We start from the raw sequence: 16398 nt of genomic DNA, 5'->3' as shown, positions 1-16398 counted from the left end.
ATGAGAAGCCTGCGCCAATCGCCCAGGCTTCTCATCTGTCCCGTTTATTCGGTTTGGCGTTTCCGCAAATATCTCAGCGCGCTTAGTGTGAGCGTCGCCATGACCGAACAGTAGCCCACCAGCGGCCACGCCGTGTCTCCATCAAGCAGGATGATGAACAGCGTGCCGAGGATGCCGACGACAAGGCTCTGGATGCAGAAGTAGAGCGCGACGGCGGTTCCCGCGACATCGCCGAAGGCCTCGAGTGCGCCGTTCGCGGTGACCGAAACAGTGAAGACGATGCCCACGGCGATGACCCACATCGGGCCGACGAATGTGACGAAGGACGGTGCCGCGAATACCTGTCCGAATGCCAGCAGTGCCGCGCCGAGCAGCAACATCGCCATGCCGCGCGCGACGCTGCCCGCGATGTCCCAGTGTGCAATGAACCTTTTGGCGAAGCGGGTGGTCACGATCATGACCAGTGCCGCGGTGGCAAAGGCAAGGCTGAAACCGAGTTGTGAAAAGCCGGCGCGATCCATGAGCACCCGTGGCGCTGTCGAAAAGAACACGAAGAAGGCGCCCATGGCGGCGCTGAAGCCGAGCGTATAGGTCCAGAAGGCTAAGCTGGAGAGAATGGGACGAAACGCCATTCGCCTGTCGTTGCCATTGGTGGGCCGTGTTTCATGCCATCTCGGCCATGCGTTGAGGGTGGCGGCTACCGCCAGACCGCCGAGCGTCAGGAAGATCGCGCGCCAGCCGAGATTGTCGGCGATCAATGCACCGGCAACCGGCCCCAACGCCGGCACGAAGGCCAGCATCGAACTGAACAGGCCGTAGATGACGGCACTTTCAGGCCTCTGCGCATAAACGTCGCGAACCGTTGCAAAGGTCGCAACGAGAATGGCGGATGCACCGATGGCCTGCACGACCCGCAAGGCGACGAACACCATGGCCAGCGAGGTGCAGGCGAGCAGGCCGGAAGCGCCTGCAAATAAAAGCGCGCCGCCGATCAGCACCGGACGCCTGCCGATCCTGTCGGAAATCGGGCCGAAGACGATTTGGCCGAGCCCAAGACAGATCATGTAGAGGCTCAGCGTCAGCTGGATGACATCAGGCGATGTCTTGAGGATTCCCGGCATCGCCGGGACGATCGGGAGGTAGATATCCATGGCCAGCGAGGCCAGGATGTCGAAGGGCGCCATCAGCACCATGGCTGCTGGCAGGGAAGTGGTCCATGTCGGGTTTTTTGGACAAGGCATGATTGAACATCCGCTCAAATGGCTACATTTGGCGGCGATCTGCCGTTCTCACTGAAAATGGGAAATGACGGGCCGCCGCAACAACGAACTGCTGTTGCGGCCTACTTGTCTGCTGACTTGCTGGTTCCCATAACCACTATCCCGGAATGATTGCGCGGACATTCTCTCGAGTGCGCTCGCGGTTCCCTAGCAGCCGAAGGTTGCCCAGGCAACAGGATCAGCTTGATGGGCATCAACGCGCCATCGCAGCTTCGATCACCGTGAAAATCCGCTCGTCCGTGCATTGGGCGACGTTGAAGCGCAGGAAGCGGCTGGCCGTTCCAGACAGGCTGAACGCGTTGCCGGGCGCCAGCACGATGTTGTCGGCCAAAGCGCGGCGGGCCACTTCAGCCGCATCGACGCCATCCGGCAGGCTGCACCACAGGAACAGGCCGGCCGGCTGGTCGATCCAGGGTGAGATACCGATCGCCTTCAGACGAACGCTGGTCTCGCCCATGGCGCGGGCAAGCTTCGCGCGCAGCAAATCCATATGCTTGCGGTAGCTGCCGTCCTTGAGCAGCGTCAGCACCAGTTCGGCCGCGAGCCGGCCGCCGCCGAAGGTAGTGGCGATCTTGAGGTCGGTCAGGGGCTCGATCCAGTCGCGCGGTGCAGCGATGAAGCCGCAGCGAACCGACGCCGAAAGCGTTTTGGAGAAGCTGCCGATGTGGACAACGCGGTTGAGACCATCGAACGCCGCCAGCCTCGGGGCGGGCGCATGTTCGAAATCGGCGAAGATGTCGTCTTCGACGATGGTCAGATCCGATTGGTCGGCGAGCTTGAGCAGCCGATGGGCGGTGACTGGCGACAGCACCGCGCCGGTCGGGTTGTGGATGGCGGAATTGGTGATGTAGAGGCGCGGCCGGTGCTCGGCCAACGCTTGCGCGAATAGATCGATATCCGGCCCCGACGGCGTGTAGGGGACACTGACGACCTTGGCCCGGTGGGCGCGCAACAGAGCGTGGAAGTTGAAGTAGCAGGGGTCGTCGACCAGCACGGTGTCGCCCGGCTCGATCAGGAACCGGCACAACAGGTCGATGGCCTGCGTGCCTGATTCCGTCAGCATGATCTGCCCGGGAGAGGCCTCGATGCCGTGCCCGGCCATACGCCGCGCCAGCAATTGCCGCAGCGGTGGCAGGCCGAGCGGCGTGCCGTAATCGACCAGTGCGATATCGTCGGCACGCGCTACCGTGCGCAGTGCCCGGCGCAGACCTGCCTGCGGCATCCACGAGGCCGGCAGCCAGCCGCAGCCGGGTTTCAGCATGTCGTCGCCGGCCTCCAGGGACTGGCGTGAGATCCAGAGGGGGTCGACCGCGCGGTCGAGGCGAGGACCAATCTCGGCCAGCGACAGCGGCGCCAGCGATCCGGCGGCATAGAATCCGGAGCCCGGCCGCGAGCGGATCGCACCTTCGGCGGCGAGCCGCTCATAGGCTTCGACCACGGTGGATTTGGACACTCGCATGGATTTGGCAAAGGTGCGGATCGACGGCAATTGCGCTCCCGGCGTCAGGCTGCGCGCCGCGATCCGCTGGCGGATCGTCGCCATGACGCCTTCGACCAGCGTTCCGCTGCTCTCGCTTCCTGTTGTCTGTTTGTCCATCCGTACTGCTCTTCTAAGCATGACAGTTGTGTGTAATTGTACCGCATTGTCTCTGGCGATACTACCGGCTCCGCGCGATACGGAGCCGACAAACGGAGCATACGATGGACAAGACCGCGAGCGGCTGGATGAATGGATTCATCGGCGTGTTGATCTTCAGCGGCTCGCTGCCGGCAACGCGCGTGGCGGTCAGGGATTTCGATCCGACATTCCTGACTTCGGCCCGAGCGGCGATTGCCGGACTGCTTGGCCTGGCACTGCTGCTCCTGTTTCGGCAAAAGCGTCCGGAGCGCGGCGACCTGCTGTCGCTGGTGATCGTCGCGCTTGGCGTGGTGGTCGGCTTTCCCTTGCTGACCGCACTGGCGCTCAAGCACGTCACCACGGCCCATTCCATCATCTTCGTCGGCCTGCTGCCGCTGGCCACTGCGATTTTCGGCGTGCTGCGCGGCGGCGATCGGCCGCGCCCGGCGTTCTGGCTGTTTTCATGCATCGGCAGCGCGCTGGTCGCGGGTTTTGCCCTGACGCAGGGCGTGACGGCCTCGCCGGTGGGTGATGGTTTGATGCTGGCCGCCATCATCGCCTGCGGTCTGGGCTATGCCGAGGGTGCCGCGCTGTCACGCAAGCTTGGCGGCTGGCAAGTGATCTGCTGGGCGCTGGTGCTGTCGCTGCCGATCATGCTGGTGCTGACGCTGATGACCATGCCGCCGTCGTTCGACGGCGTCGGCGTCAGTGCGTGGATAGGGCTTGCCTATGTCTCGCTGTTCAGCATGCTGATCGGCTTCGTGTTCTGGTATCGCGGGCTGGCGCAAGGCGGCATCGCCGCGGTCGGGCAGTTGCAGCTGCTGCAGCCATTTTTCGGACTGGCACTGGCAGCGACGCTGCTGCACGAGCAGGTCAGCCCGCTGATGGTGGTCGTCACGCTTGGCGTCGTGCTTTGCGTCGTCGGCGCCAAGCGATTCGCGAAGCAGGAATTGCCACGACGCGCGATCGCCTGACGACGGTACCGTCCTCGCCTAAAACTTCGTGACCACCCCAATACCAATGCCCTCGAAGCCGCCCATCGCCATCAGGGCCGCGGGCGCCTCGTCGAGGCTGATCCTCTTGCCGACCAGCAGTTCGGGCTTCAGCTTGCCGTTGCGGATCATGTCCATCATCGCCTGGTAGCGGTAGGCCTGCATGCCGTGGCTGCCGAGGATTTCGAGTTCAAAGGCGATCACCTTGTCCATCGGCACCTGCGGCCGGGCATGCTCGCCCAGCATCAGGCCGACCTGCACATGGCGGCCGCGCCGGCGCAGATTGGATATCGAATTGAACGAGGTGGTGGGGTGGCCGAGCGCGTCCATCGACATGTGCGCGCCGCCATTGGTGATCTGCTTGACCGCCTTGACCACGTTCGGTGTCGTGGATGCATTGATGGTGGCGACGGCGCCGATCTTTTTGGCGAAATCCAGTTTCTCGTCGGTGAGATCGATGGCGATGACATTGGCGCCCATTGAACTGGCGATCATGATCGCCGACAGGCCGACGCCGCCGCAGCCATGCACCGCGACCCATTCGCCCGGCTTCACCCGGCCCTGGTCGACGATGGCTCGAAACGAGGTGACGAAGCGGCAGCCGAGGCTGGCGGCGGTGGCGAATTCCATCTCGTCGGGCAAGCGCACGAGATTGGTATCGGCGTGTTCGATGGCGACATATTCGGCGAACGAGCCCCAGCCGGTGAAGCCAGGCTGTGTCTGGTGTTCGCAGACCTGGTGATTGCCCGAATTGCACTCGAAGCAGCGGCCGCAGCCGACGGCGAACGGCACGGTGACGCGCTCGCCGGCTTTCCAGCGGGTGACCTGCTTGCCGGCGGCAACAACGACGCCGGCCAGCTCGTGGCCCGGCACATGCGGCAGCGTGATGCCGTCGTCATGACCCATCCAGCCATGCCAGTCGCTGCGGCACAGACCGGTCGCCTCGACCTTGATGACGACGCCATCAGCGGCCGGCTTCGGATCAGGAACGGTCTGGATCCTCGGCGCTTCGCCGAATTTCTCGAAGACGACGGCTTTCATCGGTCACTCCACCCTCTGTGCTGCAGGAAACGATAGCCGATTCCCTGTCTGGTCGAGCAGAAATCGATTCCGCCAGGCCTGTTGGCAGGCAGCAGCTCTTAACCGGTTCCGCGGTTGCGAAAGTCGGCAAGCCGGGTTTCGCCGGGGGCAAGCTGCCGCCCGTCCTCGGCATGTACTTCCAGTCGCTTGATCGGCCGGCTGGTGAGATTGTCGACCATGAAGGTATAGGGTTCGCCCGGTCCGGCGAAGTAGGTTTCGCCCCATTGCCGCAGGGCAACCAGGACATAGAACAGGCCGCGTCCCTTTTGCGTCAGCACATATTCATGATGCGCGCTGCCGTCGGGCGCCGGGACCGTTTCGAGGATGCCATGCGCGACAAGATTGCGCAGCCGCGACGACAGGATGTTCTTGGCGACGCCGAGGCTCTTCTGGAATTCGCCGAAGCGCCGCAAGCCGTCGAAGGCGTCACGCACGATGAGCAGCGACCACCAGTCGCCAATCGCGTCCAGTGGTCGCGCTATGAAGCAATCCGCTTCGTGGTGGCTCGTTCGTTTCACCATGGCAGTCGTCGGTCCAATGCTCTAATTTCGGTTGCAACATAAAACTGTTCCGCCTATCCAGCAAGAGGTTTCAAGTTGAAACCTTTTGTGGAGAGAGACATGAACATGCAGGTGGCGAACAGCGGTGCAACAAGCCTCGAGCAATCCGATGGGCCGCATCGGGTGGCGCCGCCGCCTACGGGATTGTCACGATTGACCGCGCTGATCTTCGCCATCGCCTGCGGCCTGAGCGTCGCCAATATCTATTTCGCTCATCCGCTGCTCGACGCCATAGCGCATGATTTTGCTATCGCGCCGGCCTCGGTCGGCATCGTGGTGACGGTCACGCAGATCGGCTATGGGCTCGGCCTGTTCTTCATCGTGCCGCTGGGCGACCTGTTCGATCGCCGCAAGCTGATTGCCGGGCAGGCGATTCTGTCTGCCGTGGCGCTGGTGGCGGTCGGGATCGCGCCCAACGCGGCGATGCTGCTGGCGAGCCTCGCGGTCGTCGGGCTGCTGGCGGTGGTGGTGCAGGTGCTGGTCGCCTTCGCTGCCGACCTCGCTGTAGCATCGGAGCGGGGGCGGGCGGTCGGCACCGTCACCAGCGGCGTCATCCTGGGCATCCTGCTTGCCCGCTTCGCTTCGGGGGTCGTCGCCGATTTCGCCGGCTGGCGCTGGGTTTATCTTGTCTCGGCCATGTTGACGCTCGTCATGGCGATGGTTCTCTACCTGATCCTGCCGCGCCACGAGGCGGAGCGGCCACGCACATCCTATCCACGCCTGCTCGCTTCGGTGCTGCTGCTGTTCGCGCAGGAGCCGCTGCTGCGCGTGCGGGCGGTGCTGGCCATGCTGATCTTCGCCAGCTTCAACGTGCTGTGGGCGCCGCTGGTACTGCCGTTCAGCGTCGCGCCATTTTCACTTTCGCATACCGAGATCGGGCTTTTCGGCCTTGCGGGCGTCGCCGGCGCGCTCGGTGCGCGCTGGACCGGCGGCCTCGTCGATCGTGGATGCGGCCAGTTGGTCACCGGCCTCAGCCTGCTGCTGATGATGGCGGCTTGGCTGCCGATCGCCTTCATGGGCATGTCTCTGTGGTTGCTCGTCGCCGGCATAGTCATGCTGGATCTGGCGATCCAGGCCGTCCACGTCACCAACCAGAGCCTGATCTTCGCCCGGCGGCCGGATGCGCGCAGCCGACTGGTTGGCGGCTACATGATCTTCTACTCGGTCGGCAGCGCCCTGGGCTCCATCGCCTCGACCATGGCTTATGGTGCAATGGGCTGGAATGGCGTCTGTGTGCTTGGCGCCGGCATCGGCCTGTTGGCGCTGCTGTTCTGGGCGTTGACGCTGCGCGTCGGCAGATAAGCCTATGGCCACGGCGCGGTGTCGAGAAGCGGCTGCCAGGCTCGGAACCAGTCGCTCGCCTCGGCCTGCCACGGCCAGATGCCGTCCACAGTGGGATAGATCAGCTGGAGAACACCGAAATCCAGGCCGTCGTAGAACCAGAGGTCCCAGCCGAAATGCTCGCGATAGTGTTCGATATGAACGGCGCCGAATTGACAGTCGAAACCTTCGATAAAACCGGACGATCGCTGCCCTGGTTGGAAAACCTCGCCGGAGCGGACGCGGCTGCAATACTCGTTGATGATGAACTGGGAGATTTCCGGCTTCAGGCCGATGACGATGAGTTCCGGCGCCTTGAAGTTGTGCTCTATTCCAACCGAATAGGTGAAAGGCGGATCGTCGCCTTCCTCCAGCACATGCAAGATGTGGCAGCCATAAGCCTCTATATCGGCCAGCGCCTTGGCTTCACCTGGGTCGGTGGCTTTTCTACTCGGCATCGATCTGGTTCCGGGGCGCGGCTTTCTGGAAGGCCGGCAGCGCCATGCAGGCGGCATTGATGCGCGCGATCGTCGGGTAGGGGGTCAAGTCGACGCCGAAGCGGGCGTTGCTGGCAATCTGCGCGGCGAGGCAGATGTCGGCCAGGCCCGGCGCGTCGCCATGGCAGAATGTACCCCTCTCCGCCGCCGACGCCATGATCTTTTCAAGCGGCTGAAAGCCCTCGTTCACCCAATGGCGGAACCAGTTGGCGATGTCTTCGTCGCCGGCGCCGAACAGCGTGCGCAGCGAGGTCAGCACGCGCAGATTGTTCACCGGGTGGATGTCGCAGGCGATCATCTGCGCCAGCATTCTCACGCGTGCCCGGCCGGCCGGGTCCTTCGGCAGCAGCGGTGGTTCCGGTTTGGTCTCGTCGAGGAACTCGATGATCGCCAGCGATTGCGTCAGCAGCGTGCCGTCGCCGAGCACCAGCGCCGGCACCAGGCCTTGCGGATTGACCGCGAGATAGGCTGGTTCCAGATGTTCGCCATGGCGCAGATGATGCGGGACATAGTCGTAGCTCAGCCCCTTCATCTCCAGCGCGATCCGCACCCGGTAGGAGGTGGAGGAACGGTAGTAATTATGCAGGACGAGGCCGCTCATGCGCTCACTTCGGCTGGCCGATGGTCACTTCGATGGTGCCGATGCCGTCGACGCCGCCGGTCATCGTGTCGCCGGGGCCAACCGCGCCGACGCCTGCCGGCGTACCGGTGAAGATCAGGTCGCCGGGCTCGAGCTCCATCGCCTCGCTGCAGATCGACACGATATCCGATATTGGCCAGATCAGTTCAGCGAGGTCGGCATCCTGCCTGACCTTGCCGTTGACGGCGAGCCAGATGCGGCCCTTCTGTGGGTGGCCGGATTTCGCCGCGGGGATCAGCGGGCCGCAAGGCGCGGAGCGGTCGAAGGCCTTCGACCAGTCCCACGGACGGGCGGCCTTCTTGGCCTCGTCCTGCAGATCGCGGCGAGTGAGGTCGATGCCGACGCCGTAGCCCCAGACGTGGTCCAGCGCCTTGTCGCGGGCAATGCGGAAGCCGGCTTTGCCGATCGCAGCCACCAATTCGATCTCGTGGTGTAGATCGGCCGTCAGCGGCGGGTAGGGGATAGCGGTGCCGGAATCGACCACCGCGTCGGCCGGCTTGGTAAAGAAGAAGGGCGGATCACGCTCGTCATTGCCGAATTCGCGGGCATGCGCCGCGTAGTTGCGGCCGACGCAGTAGATACGGCGCACCGCGAAACGATCGGACGAGCCCGCAATGGCCACCGATGCGGTTGCGGGCAAGGGAAGGACGAATTCTGTCATGTGGGTCTCTGCTTGGTTGCCGGAACATTCGACCGATTTGGGGGCCTGGACAAGGCGATTTGGTCGAGAAAGTGCCGGCGGCACTTTCCGCCGGAGATGGCGATATACTATTTGGCAATAATCTGGCCATGCTGACGAGGCTATTCTAATCGCCCACGAACTGAAATGAACCCCTATGACCGCAACCCACGATCGCGCCCGGTTCCTGATCATCGACGATCACCCGCTGTTTCGCGAGGCGCTGCACAGCGCCGTGCAGATGGCCTACCCGGAAGTCGACACCGTGGAGGCGCGCTCGATCACCGAGGCGCTGGACCTTCTGGCCGGCGCCAAGCCGTTCGATCTCGCGCTGCTCGACCTCAACATGCCCGACGTGCATGGCTTTGAAGGCCTGCTGCAGCTCCGGACCCGCTATCCGCGCCTGCCGGTGGTCATCGTCTCGGGCTATGAGGAGCCGAAGATCATTTCCGAGGCGCTGTCCTATGGTGTCGCCGGCTTTATCCCGAAATCGGCGCGCAAGAGCGACCTCGCCGCCGCCATACGCTCGGTGATGGAAGGCGCGATCTATGTGCCGGAAACTTATGAAGGCCGCACACCCGACGCTGAAAGCGTCGACCGCGCCGACATGGTGCAGCGCCTGTCGACGCTGACGCCCCAGCAACTGCGCGTGCTGCAGATGCTGCGCCAGGGCCTGCTCAACAAGCAGATCGCCTACGAGCTGCAGGTGGGAGAGACCACCGTGAAAGCGCATGTCTCGGAGATATTGCGCAAGCTCAATGTCTACAGCCGCACGCAGGCGGTGATCGAGGTTTCGAAGCTGGACAATGCGGAGCTGTTTCGGGATCAGGCTGGGTTTTGAGGCTCGCCGTCCCTCATCCAAGTAGGGTTGTCACCACCACGCTCAACACTGGCTGGGCGAACGTGGTAAAAGTGCACTGTCACCGTAATTCGAAAATCGCAACAATTTCGGCCTCTACATCTATTGGTACAGTAGCTCATCCCTCGCCGCATATGCAGCCATCGTTTCTCTAAATAGTCTTATCATACCAAACGCGCCGATAACCATTTGAGCAGCGCCTCGCCTTCCTTTCAGTTTCTCCATTAATATATCCCTCTTCGCAAGAATGTGGCCTTGAGATGCAGCGCTTTTTAGAAATATTTCAGCATCCGGATCAGTCGGTTCATTTTTCTGTATCAAGCGATAGCACCAGTAGGCGGCGGACGGGTTCCGGGTGGAGATTTTTTTAAACAGCTCTAAAGATTCAATATTGTCGCCAATTCTTTGTTTCAACCCAGCAATTCTATAAGTTGCCATTTCGATTCCGCCACTTTCTGCAATCGAATAGTAACTTACCGCCAGATCATCATCGTGACAATCGGTATTACTGTCATAAACTATCCCCAGAGAATACGCCGCCGCCGCTTTCTTGCTCTCATAGTTCATTGCGTCTAAGAGAATTGATATTGCTTTCTCCACTTCACCCTTGTGGAGGGCTTCCTTGGCTTGAACTAAATGCGTGTCGTCATCGGACATAGGTAGCTCCTCTTTCAATCATCACCTTTGCGCTATCAAATGCGTTGACAGTATGCACTATGGGCCGGGAGGACATATTAAGAGTGCACTGTCACCGTAATTGCCGGATCTCACAGTCGCGCCTGGACGATGCCCCTCATAATCACGGCACCGCGTCAGCGCGCATGAGCGTTACCTTCCTTATCCCATCTGCCGTGCCGCTTTTTATGGGGACGCCAAAATTATCAAGCACGTCCTTGCGACTGGATGAAAAGGAATGTCCAAGAGGTCTCGATCCAAATTGTCAAACTACTGCGTGCGGATACGTAATGTATGCGGACTTCCGGAAGATCATCGTCAACTTTTTTTCGGAATTTCCAATATTTAAACGGTGGCGATCTCAAAAGTGACGCCTCCGTCTTTCCAAGTAGTTAAGCATCGAATTGGTTATTGTCTAAGCCAGCAAATGTGCCAGCAGCGCCCTTAGCTGTGCCGGCTTCAGCGGCTTGCGCATCAGTTCGATGCCGCCGGAGCGGGCGGCTTTGGCGACCGCTTCCGAACTGTCGGCGGTGACGATCAGCGCCGGCACGGCGCGGCCGAGATAATCGCGGACTTCGGCGATGGTCGTGGTGCCGAGATCGCCGCCGTCGAGATGCTGGTCGGCAATGACGATGTCGGGCACCCAGTCGGTGTCGCCAAGCATGTCGAGCGCATCGTCGGTCGAGGTCGCGGCCCGCACCAGGCATTGCCAGCGTTCGAGCAGGAAGGTCATGGCCTGCAGCACTTCGATATCGTTCTCGACCAGCAGCACCTTGGTGCCGAACAGGCCATAGCCGCGCGGCCGTTCCATATCGGCAACGCTAGCGATGGCATCGGCTGGCGCACCGATGCCGACGGGAACATCGATGTGGAAGATCGTGCCGCGTCCGACCTTCGACGAGAATGTCACGGGATGGCCGAGCGCGCTGGCCATGCGGCGCACGATGGCAAGCCCGAGCCCGAGACCGCCACCGTCCAGTTCGGCATTGGCCGGCGAGGTGCCGCGATGGAACTCCTCGAATACCGCCTCGCGCTGGTCGTCGGGAATGCCGCAGCCCGTATCGGCGACGTCGATGCGGATGGTGTCGCCGCGATGTCTGGTGCCGACAAGCACGCCGCCCGAGCGTGTATAGCCCAGCGCGTTGGAAAGAATGTTCTGCAGGATGCGGCGCAGCAGCGTGCGGTCGGAGCGGACGACGGCATGGACCGGCCGGAATTTCAGCGACAGGCCTTTCATCTCCGCCACCGGCAGGAAATCCGAGCGGAGCGACGAGAACAGCGCCTCCAGGCTGACATCGCTTATGTCGGGCTGCACCACGCCGGCATCGAGCTTTGAGATGTCGAGCAGCGTTCTAAGCAGATCCTCCATCGTCTCCAGCGAGCGCTCGACCTGCCGCACCAGTTTCTTGCCCTCGTCACTGGTCTGAACTTCGGCGAGCGCCGAAACCGAGAGATGGGCCGCGTTCAGCGGCTGCAGCACGTCGTGGCTGGCAGCGGCGAGGAAACGGGTTTTCGACAGGTTCGCCAGTTCGGCGTTTTCCTTGGCGGCGCTGAGGTCGATGTTCGACTGCTCCAGCCGGCGCAAGGTCGAGTGCAGTTCCTCGGTGCGGGTGCGCACCCGGTTTTCCAGCGAAATCGCGGTCTGGAACAGCGAAAAGGCGTTGCCTTGCTGGTCCATAGAGCGCTCGACGCGGCTGACCAGTGCCGCGTTGATCTTCTTCAGCTTTTCAAGATCGTTTATGTCCCTCAGCGGCATCTTGTTGCGCCGTCCTATTCCGCCGCCTGGCGCTCGCCGAAGGCGATGCCGGTAAAAGTCTGATTCAGATGCATCGACCGGTACTGTTCGCCATAGGTGCCGAAGCCGATGACATTGTTGACCCGGTAGAGTTCCGAAATCTCGCGAAACACCTGCCGATTGCGCGCGTCGAGCCGGCGCAGCACGCAGTCGAAGCCGAGGATCATGTCGATGCCGCCAAGCCTCTCCTCGACATCGCGCAGGGCGGCGCGCGTCGATTCGACCATGTCCTTTGGTTGGGCGATCGACAGCACGACGCCATCGTCTATGGCGCAGAAGAACGACAGCGAGCCGTCGGCATGCATCTTCTGGATCGATCGGCAATAATATTGGCCGCCCACCTTCACCACCACGGGATGCGAGGCGAAGCTCAGTGGCGTCAGCATCTGCGCGACGATGCCGACGGACGCGGCATATTCCTGCGCTGCATTGGTGGCGTTGAATTCGCGCACGATGCGGTGATCGGGATCGGAAGCCGTCACCACCAGTTTTTCATCGGTGGGAACGAAGTTGTCGGTCTTGAAGACATGGAAGGGAATTTCGGTCGATATCAGCACGATGATGGCGCTGTCGGAGGTGACCTTGCCGTTCGAGATCAGGCGCGTCGTCTCGAATTTCAGATCGTCGCCGGCGGAGCCGCCAAGCAGCGGTATGTCATCGAGGCCCCAGTGGATGGCTGAACTCACCGCTTCTTCGGCATAAGAGAGCCCGTCGATGAAGCAGAGCGCGAAAGTGCCTTTGGTCCGATCGCAACCGAGGCGCGCGCGCAGCGATCGCCGCAGGGTCTCCACCTCGCCGGTGATCCTGTCCATACCCGACGAGGACAGATTTTCGACCATCACGCTAACGGCGGTGAACGCGGTGGACGGAAGCAGCATGGCCAGCACATGACCATCCTCGAGACCTTGCGGCGTGATCTCGCCGGCAGTCGAACAGCCGGCGTGGTGGAGCGCCGGTGCGTGGGTCATGAGCGCCTGGGAAAGGGCGCTGGCTTCGACTAGGCTCTGGGAAAAGAACAGCAGGGCAAAGCCTGCGTCGATGGCGGCTGCTTCCAGTGCGATCGCCTTGGCGAACGCCTCCATGTCGGGCTCGTCCGTGGTGAGCGCCGACAGGCCGCATGCATAGCGCGTCTGTGAATTGGCCAGCGATGTTCTCCGCATTTCCTCCGACGCTTTTTTGTGCGCGGCTGTTTTTAAATGCTTCTGGCGCGCGGGCGTCGACCGACATTGTTGCCTTCAATCGGCGGTTTGGCAATGGGGCCACCGGCACCGCATGTTTGGGCGCGGCCATGACCGAAAGTACAATGTTCCGCGTTTGCGACGTGCTGTTTTTTGTCCGATGTGCGGTGTACGAATAATGCACCACCGAAGCGCGAATACCGCGTCGGCAGCGTGGATACCAAGGTTGATACCCAGGGAGGGACCATGTCGGACGTTTCGTTGATGGTGAACGGAAAGCGGGTCAGCGGTGCTGCCGAGGACCGAACACTTCTGGTTCACTTCCTACGGGAAAATCTCGGTCTTACCGGCACGCATGTCGGTTGCGACACCTCGCAATGCGGTGCCTGCGTCGTCCACGTTGATGGCAAGGCGGTCAAATCCTGTACGATGCTTGCGGTGCAGGCCTCCGGCTCCACCGTGTTGACGATCGAGGGCCTGGCCAATGGCGCCGACCTGCATCCGGTGCAGGCCGCCTTCAAGGAACATCACGGGCTGCAGTGCGGCTTCTGCACGCCGGGCATGATCATGACGGCGACCGACATGATCAGCCGCCACCCCGAAGGGCTCGACGAGGCGACGGTGCGCGCCGAGCTCGACGGCAACATCTGCCGCTGTACCGGCTACCACAACATCGTCAAGGCGATCCTCGCCGCATCGACGACGATGAAGGGGTCGAAGGGTAAGGCGAAACAAGCTGCTTAGGCAAGGGAATAAGGGAGTAGGGCAGTAGGGGAGTAGGGCAAAAAGGCCAACGCAACGAGGCCTCTTTTTCCCTACTCCCTTACTCCCCTACTGCCCTACTCCCATAAATTCCGGAGGAATTTCTGATGGGCATTGAAGGTGTTGGCGCTCGGGTCGCGCGCAAGGAAGACAAACGGTTCATCACGGGCGCCGGCCGCTATGTCGACGACATGGTGGTTCCCGGCATGAAGCACGCCGCGTTCGTGCGCAGTCCGCACGCGCATGCGCAGATCAAGAAGATCGATGTGAAGAAGGCCCAGGGCATGCCCGGGGTCATCGGCGTGCTGACCGGCAAGGAACTCAAGGCCGACGGCATCGGCAATCTCATCTGTGGCTGGATGATCCACTCCAAGGACGGCTCGCCGATGAAGATGGGGGCATGGTCGCCACTGGCGTTCGACCGGGTCCGTTATGTCGGCGACGCCGTCGTCATCGTCGTCGCCGAGACCAAGGGGCAGGCGCGTGATGCCGCCGAGGCGGTCGAGATCACCTACAAGGAGTTGAAGGCCGTCGTCGATGCCTCCAAGGCGATGGACAAGGGTGCGCCGCAGATCCACCCCGAAGCCGACAACAATCTGATCTTCGACTGGGACATCGGCAATGCCGACGACACCGCGGCGGCCTTCGGGAAGGCGGCCCATGTCGTCAAGATGGACATCATCAACAACCGGCTGGTGCCCAACGCCATGGAGCCGCGCGCCGCACTTGGCCATTACGACAAGGCCGAGGATCACTATACCTGCTGGACGACCTCGCAGAATCCGCATGTGGCGCGGCTGGTGATGAGCGCCTTCTACAATGTCGCGCCGGAAAACAAGCTGCGCGTGATCGCGCCCGATGTCGGCGGCGGCTTCGGCTCGAAGATCTACATCTATCCCGAAGAGATCGTCTGCCTGTGGGCGTCAAAGAAGACCGGCGTGCCGGTCAAATGGGTGGCCGACCGGACCGAAAGTTTTCTGACCGACGCGCATGGCCGCGACCATCACACCCATGCTGAAATGGCCTTCGACAAGGACCACAGGATCCTCGGCCTGAAGGTGGAAACCCAAGCCAATCTTGGCGCCTATATGTCGCTGTTTTCATCGGCGACGCCGACCTATCTCTATGCGACGCTGCTGTCGGGCCAGTACAACATCCCGGCCATCCACGCCAATGTGAAGGCGATCTACACCAACACCGCGCCCGTCGATGCCTATCGCGGGGCGGGGCGGCCGGAAGCGACCTTCGTCATGGAGCGCATGATGGAGACGGCGGCCCGCCAGTTCGGCGTTTCGCCGGCTGAGCTGCGGCGCAAGAACTTCGTCACAGCGTTTCCGCATCAGACGCCGGTCATCATGTGCTATGACGCCGGCGACTATGCCGCTTCGCTCGATGCGGCAATGCAGGCGTCGGATTATGCCGGCTTCGCCAAGCGCAAGGCCGCCGCCGCCAACAAGGGGTTGCTGCGCGGCATCGGCATGAGCTGCTACATCGAGGCCTGCGGCATCGCGCCGTCTGCGGCCGTCGGCTCGCTCGGCGCCGGTGTCGGCCTTTGGGAATCGGCGGAAGTGCGCGTCAACGCGGTCGGTACGATCGAGGTGCTGACCGGCTCTCACAGCCACGGCCAGGGCCATGAGACGACCTTCGCGCAACTGGTCAATGAGCGCTTCGGCGTGCCGCTCGATTCGGTCTCGATCGTCCATGGCGACACCGACAAGGTGCAGATGGGCATGGGCACCTATGGCTCGCGCTCGGGTGCGGTCGGCATGTCGGCCATCGTCAAGGCGCTCGACAAGGTCGAGGCCAAGGCCAAGAAGATCGCGGCGCACCTGCTCGAGGCCGACGAAGGCGACATCATCATCGAGAACGGCGCGCTGAAGGTGGCCGGCACCGACAAGAACGTGCCGTGGTTCCAGATGGCGCTGGCCGCCTACACTGCCCACAACCTGCCGGGCGGCATGGAGCCCGGGCTCAAGGAGACGGCGTTCTACGATCCGTCGAATTTCACCTTCCCGGCGGGCTGCTATATCTGCGAGGTCGAGGTCGACCCGGAAACCGGCGTCACCGAGATCGTCCAGTTCGTCGCCGCTGACGATTTCGGCAACATCATCAACCCGATGATCGTCGAGGGCCAGGTGCATGGCGGGCTGGCGCAAGGCATTGGCCAGGCACTGCTCGAAGGCGCCTATTACGACAACAGCGGACAATTGCTGACCGCGAGCTACATGGATTACACCATGCCGCGCGCCGGCGATCTGCCGTCGTTCAAGGTCTCGACCTCGAACACGCCTTGCCCGGGCAATCCGTTGGGGATCAAGGGCTGCGGCGAGGCCGGCGCCATCGGCTCACCGCCGGCGGTGATCAACGCCATCACCGATGCCATCGGCAGCAACGATCTTGCCATGCCGGCTTCGCCGTCCACCGTGTGGGCCGCGATCCGCGCGACGAAACATTGAACGCGAA

15 protein-coding genes are annotated in these 16398 nt (G+C 62.2%); 5 read left to right on the top strand and 10 right to left on the bottom strand.

Features of this window, described 5'->3' with window-relative positions; translation table 11 throughout:
• Positions 1 to 44: 44 nt before the first annotated feature.
• Together cml and NKJ11_RS17295 are read right to left on the bottom strand one after the other, a co-directional pair.
• Positions 45 to 1241 carry a CmlA/FloR family chloramphenicol efflux MFS transporter gene (cml, locus tag NKJ11_RS17300; protein WP_023812236.1) on the bottom strand — a complete coding sequence of 399 codons (1197 nt, stop codon included), beginning with the start codon at positions 1239 to 1241 and terminating at the stop codon, positions 45 to 47.
• Positions 1242 to 1473: 232 nt separating this feature from the next.
• Positions 1474 to 2877: an aminotransferase-like domain-containing protein gene (locus tag NKJ11_RS17295; protein ID WP_023812235.1), complete on the bottom strand. Its 1404-nt coding sequence runs from the start codon at positions 2875 to 2877 to the stop codon at positions 1474 to 1476.
• A 104-nt stretch (positions 2878 to 2981) separates the two neighbouring features.
• Between NKJ11_RS17295 and NKJ11_RS17290 the strand changes: the two genes are divergently transcribed.
• Positions 2982 to 3872 carry a DMT family transporter gene (locus tag NKJ11_RS17290; RefSeq protein WP_023812234.1) on the top strand — a complete coding sequence of 297 codons (891 nt, stop codon included), beginning with the start codon at positions 2982 to 2984 and terminating at the stop codon, positions 3870 to 3872.
• An 18-nt stretch (positions 3873 to 3890) separates the two neighbouring features.
• On the opposite strand, the gene NKJ11_RS17285 is transcribed toward NKJ11_RS17290, so the two are convergent.
• Both NKJ11_RS17285 and NKJ11_RS17280 read right to left on the bottom strand, forming a co-directional pair.
• The gene (locus NKJ11_RS17285; protein ID WP_023812233.1) at positions 3891 to 4931 is read right to left on the bottom strand and encodes a zinc-dependent alcohol dehydrogenase family protein; all 1041 of its coding nucleotides are present in this window, start codon (positions 4929 to 4931) and stop codon (positions 3891 to 3893) included.
• A gap of 98 nt (positions 4932 to 5029) precedes the next feature.
• Entirely contained in the window at positions 5030 to 5491 is a 462-nt protein-coding gene (locus NKJ11_RS17280; protein ID WP_023812232.1) for a winged helix-turn-helix transcriptional regulator, read from the bottom strand.
• A 99-nt stretch (positions 5492 to 5590) separates the two neighbouring features.
• Between NKJ11_RS17280 and NKJ11_RS17275 the strand changes: the two genes are divergently transcribed.
• Positions 5591 to 6832: an MFS transporter gene (locus tag NKJ11_RS17275; RefSeq protein ID WP_023812231.1), complete on the top strand. Its 1242-nt coding sequence runs from the start codon at positions 5591 to 5593 to the stop codon at positions 6830 to 6832.
• 2 nt (positions 6833 to 6834) lie between these two features.
• Here the strand turns inward: NKJ11_RS17275 and NKJ11_RS17270 are convergent, their stop codons facing one another.
• From NKJ11_RS17270 to NKJ11_RS17260, 3 genes are read right to left on the bottom strand one after another with little or no spacing between them, the layout of a single operon-like run.
• A complete protein-coding gene (locus NKJ11_RS17270) occupies positions 6835 to 7308 on the bottom strand; it encodes a DUF4262 domain-containing protein (protein WP_023812230.1) in 474 nt (157 codons plus the stop codon).
• On the bottom strand, positions 7298 to 7948 hold the full coding sequence (maiA, locus tag NKJ11_RS17265; RefSeq protein ID WP_023812229.1) for a maleylacetoacetate isomerase: 651 nt from the start codon (positions 7946 to 7948) through the stop codon (positions 7298 to 7300). The genes NKJ11_RS17270 and maiA overlap by 11 nt, the downstream gene beginning before the upstream one ends.
• Before the next feature lie 4 nt (positions 7949 to 7952).
• Positions 7953 to 8648 (bottom strand): fumarylacetoacetate hydrolase family protein, encoded by a 696-nt coding sequence (locus tag NKJ11_RS17260; protein WP_023812228.1) that lies wholly within the window; start codon positions 8646 to 8648, stop codon positions 7953 to 7955.
• A gap of 175 nt (positions 8649 to 8823) precedes the next feature.
• Between NKJ11_RS17260 and NKJ11_RS17255 the strand changes: the two genes are divergently transcribed.
• Positions 8824 to 9507 (top strand): response regulator, encoded by a 684-nt coding sequence (locus tag NKJ11_RS17255; protein ID WP_023812226.1) that lies wholly within the window; start codon positions 8824 to 8826, stop codon positions 9505 to 9507.
• 120 nt (positions 9508 to 9627) lie between these two features.
• Here NKJ11_RS17255 and NKJ11_RS17250 read toward each other — a convergent pair whose 3' ends face one another.
• The 3 genes from NKJ11_RS17250 to NKJ11_RS17240 all read right to left on the bottom strand — a co-directional run bounded on the left by NKJ11_RS17250 (position 9628) and on the right by NKJ11_RS17240 (position 13155).
• Positions 9628 to 10182, bottom strand: a complete 555-nt coding sequence (locus tag NKJ11_RS17250) for a tetratricopeptide repeat protein (protein WP_031213515.1) — start codon at positions 10180 to 10182, stop codon at positions 9628 to 9630.
• Positions 10183 to 10615: 433 nt separating this feature from the next.
• Positions 10616 to 11956 carry a hybrid sensor histidine kinase/response regulator gene (locus tag NKJ11_RS17245; protein ID WP_023812224.1) on the bottom strand — a complete coding sequence of 447 codons (1341 nt, stop codon included), beginning with the start codon at positions 11954 to 11956 and terminating at the stop codon, positions 10616 to 10618.
• Between the two features lie 14 nt (positions 11957 to 11970).
• Positions 11971 to 13155, bottom strand: coding sequence for an FIST signal transduction protein (locus NKJ11_RS17240; RefSeq protein ID WP_050592709.1), 1185 nt, complete (start codon positions 13153 to 13155; stop codon positions 11971 to 11973).
• A 264-nt stretch (positions 13156 to 13419) separates the two neighbouring features.
• On the opposite strand from NKJ11_RS17240, the gene NKJ11_RS17235 reads away from it, so the two are divergent.
• Both NKJ11_RS17235 and NKJ11_RS17230 read left to right on the top strand, forming a co-directional pair.
• On the top strand, positions 13420 to 13917 hold the full coding sequence (locus NKJ11_RS17235) for a (2Fe-2S)-binding protein (RefSeq protein ID WP_023812222.1): 498 nt from the start codon (positions 13420 to 13422) through the stop codon (positions 13915 to 13917).
• 125 nt (positions 13918 to 14042) lie between these two features.
• On the top strand, positions 14043 to 16391 hold the full coding sequence (locus NKJ11_RS17230) for a xanthine dehydrogenase family protein molybdopterin-binding subunit (protein WP_023812221.1): 2349 nt from the start codon (positions 14043 to 14045) through the stop codon (positions 16389 to 16391).
• Positions 16392 to 16398: the final 7 nt, after the last annotated feature.

Source organism: Mesorhizobium sp. M0243 (assembly GCF_040321775.1).
In the GTDB taxonomy this organism is placed as follows: Bacteria; Pseudomonadota; Alphaproteobacteria; order Rhizobiales; family Rhizobiaceae; genus Mesorhizobium.
This window is presented reverse-complemented; position numbering and strand designations above follow the sequence as displayed.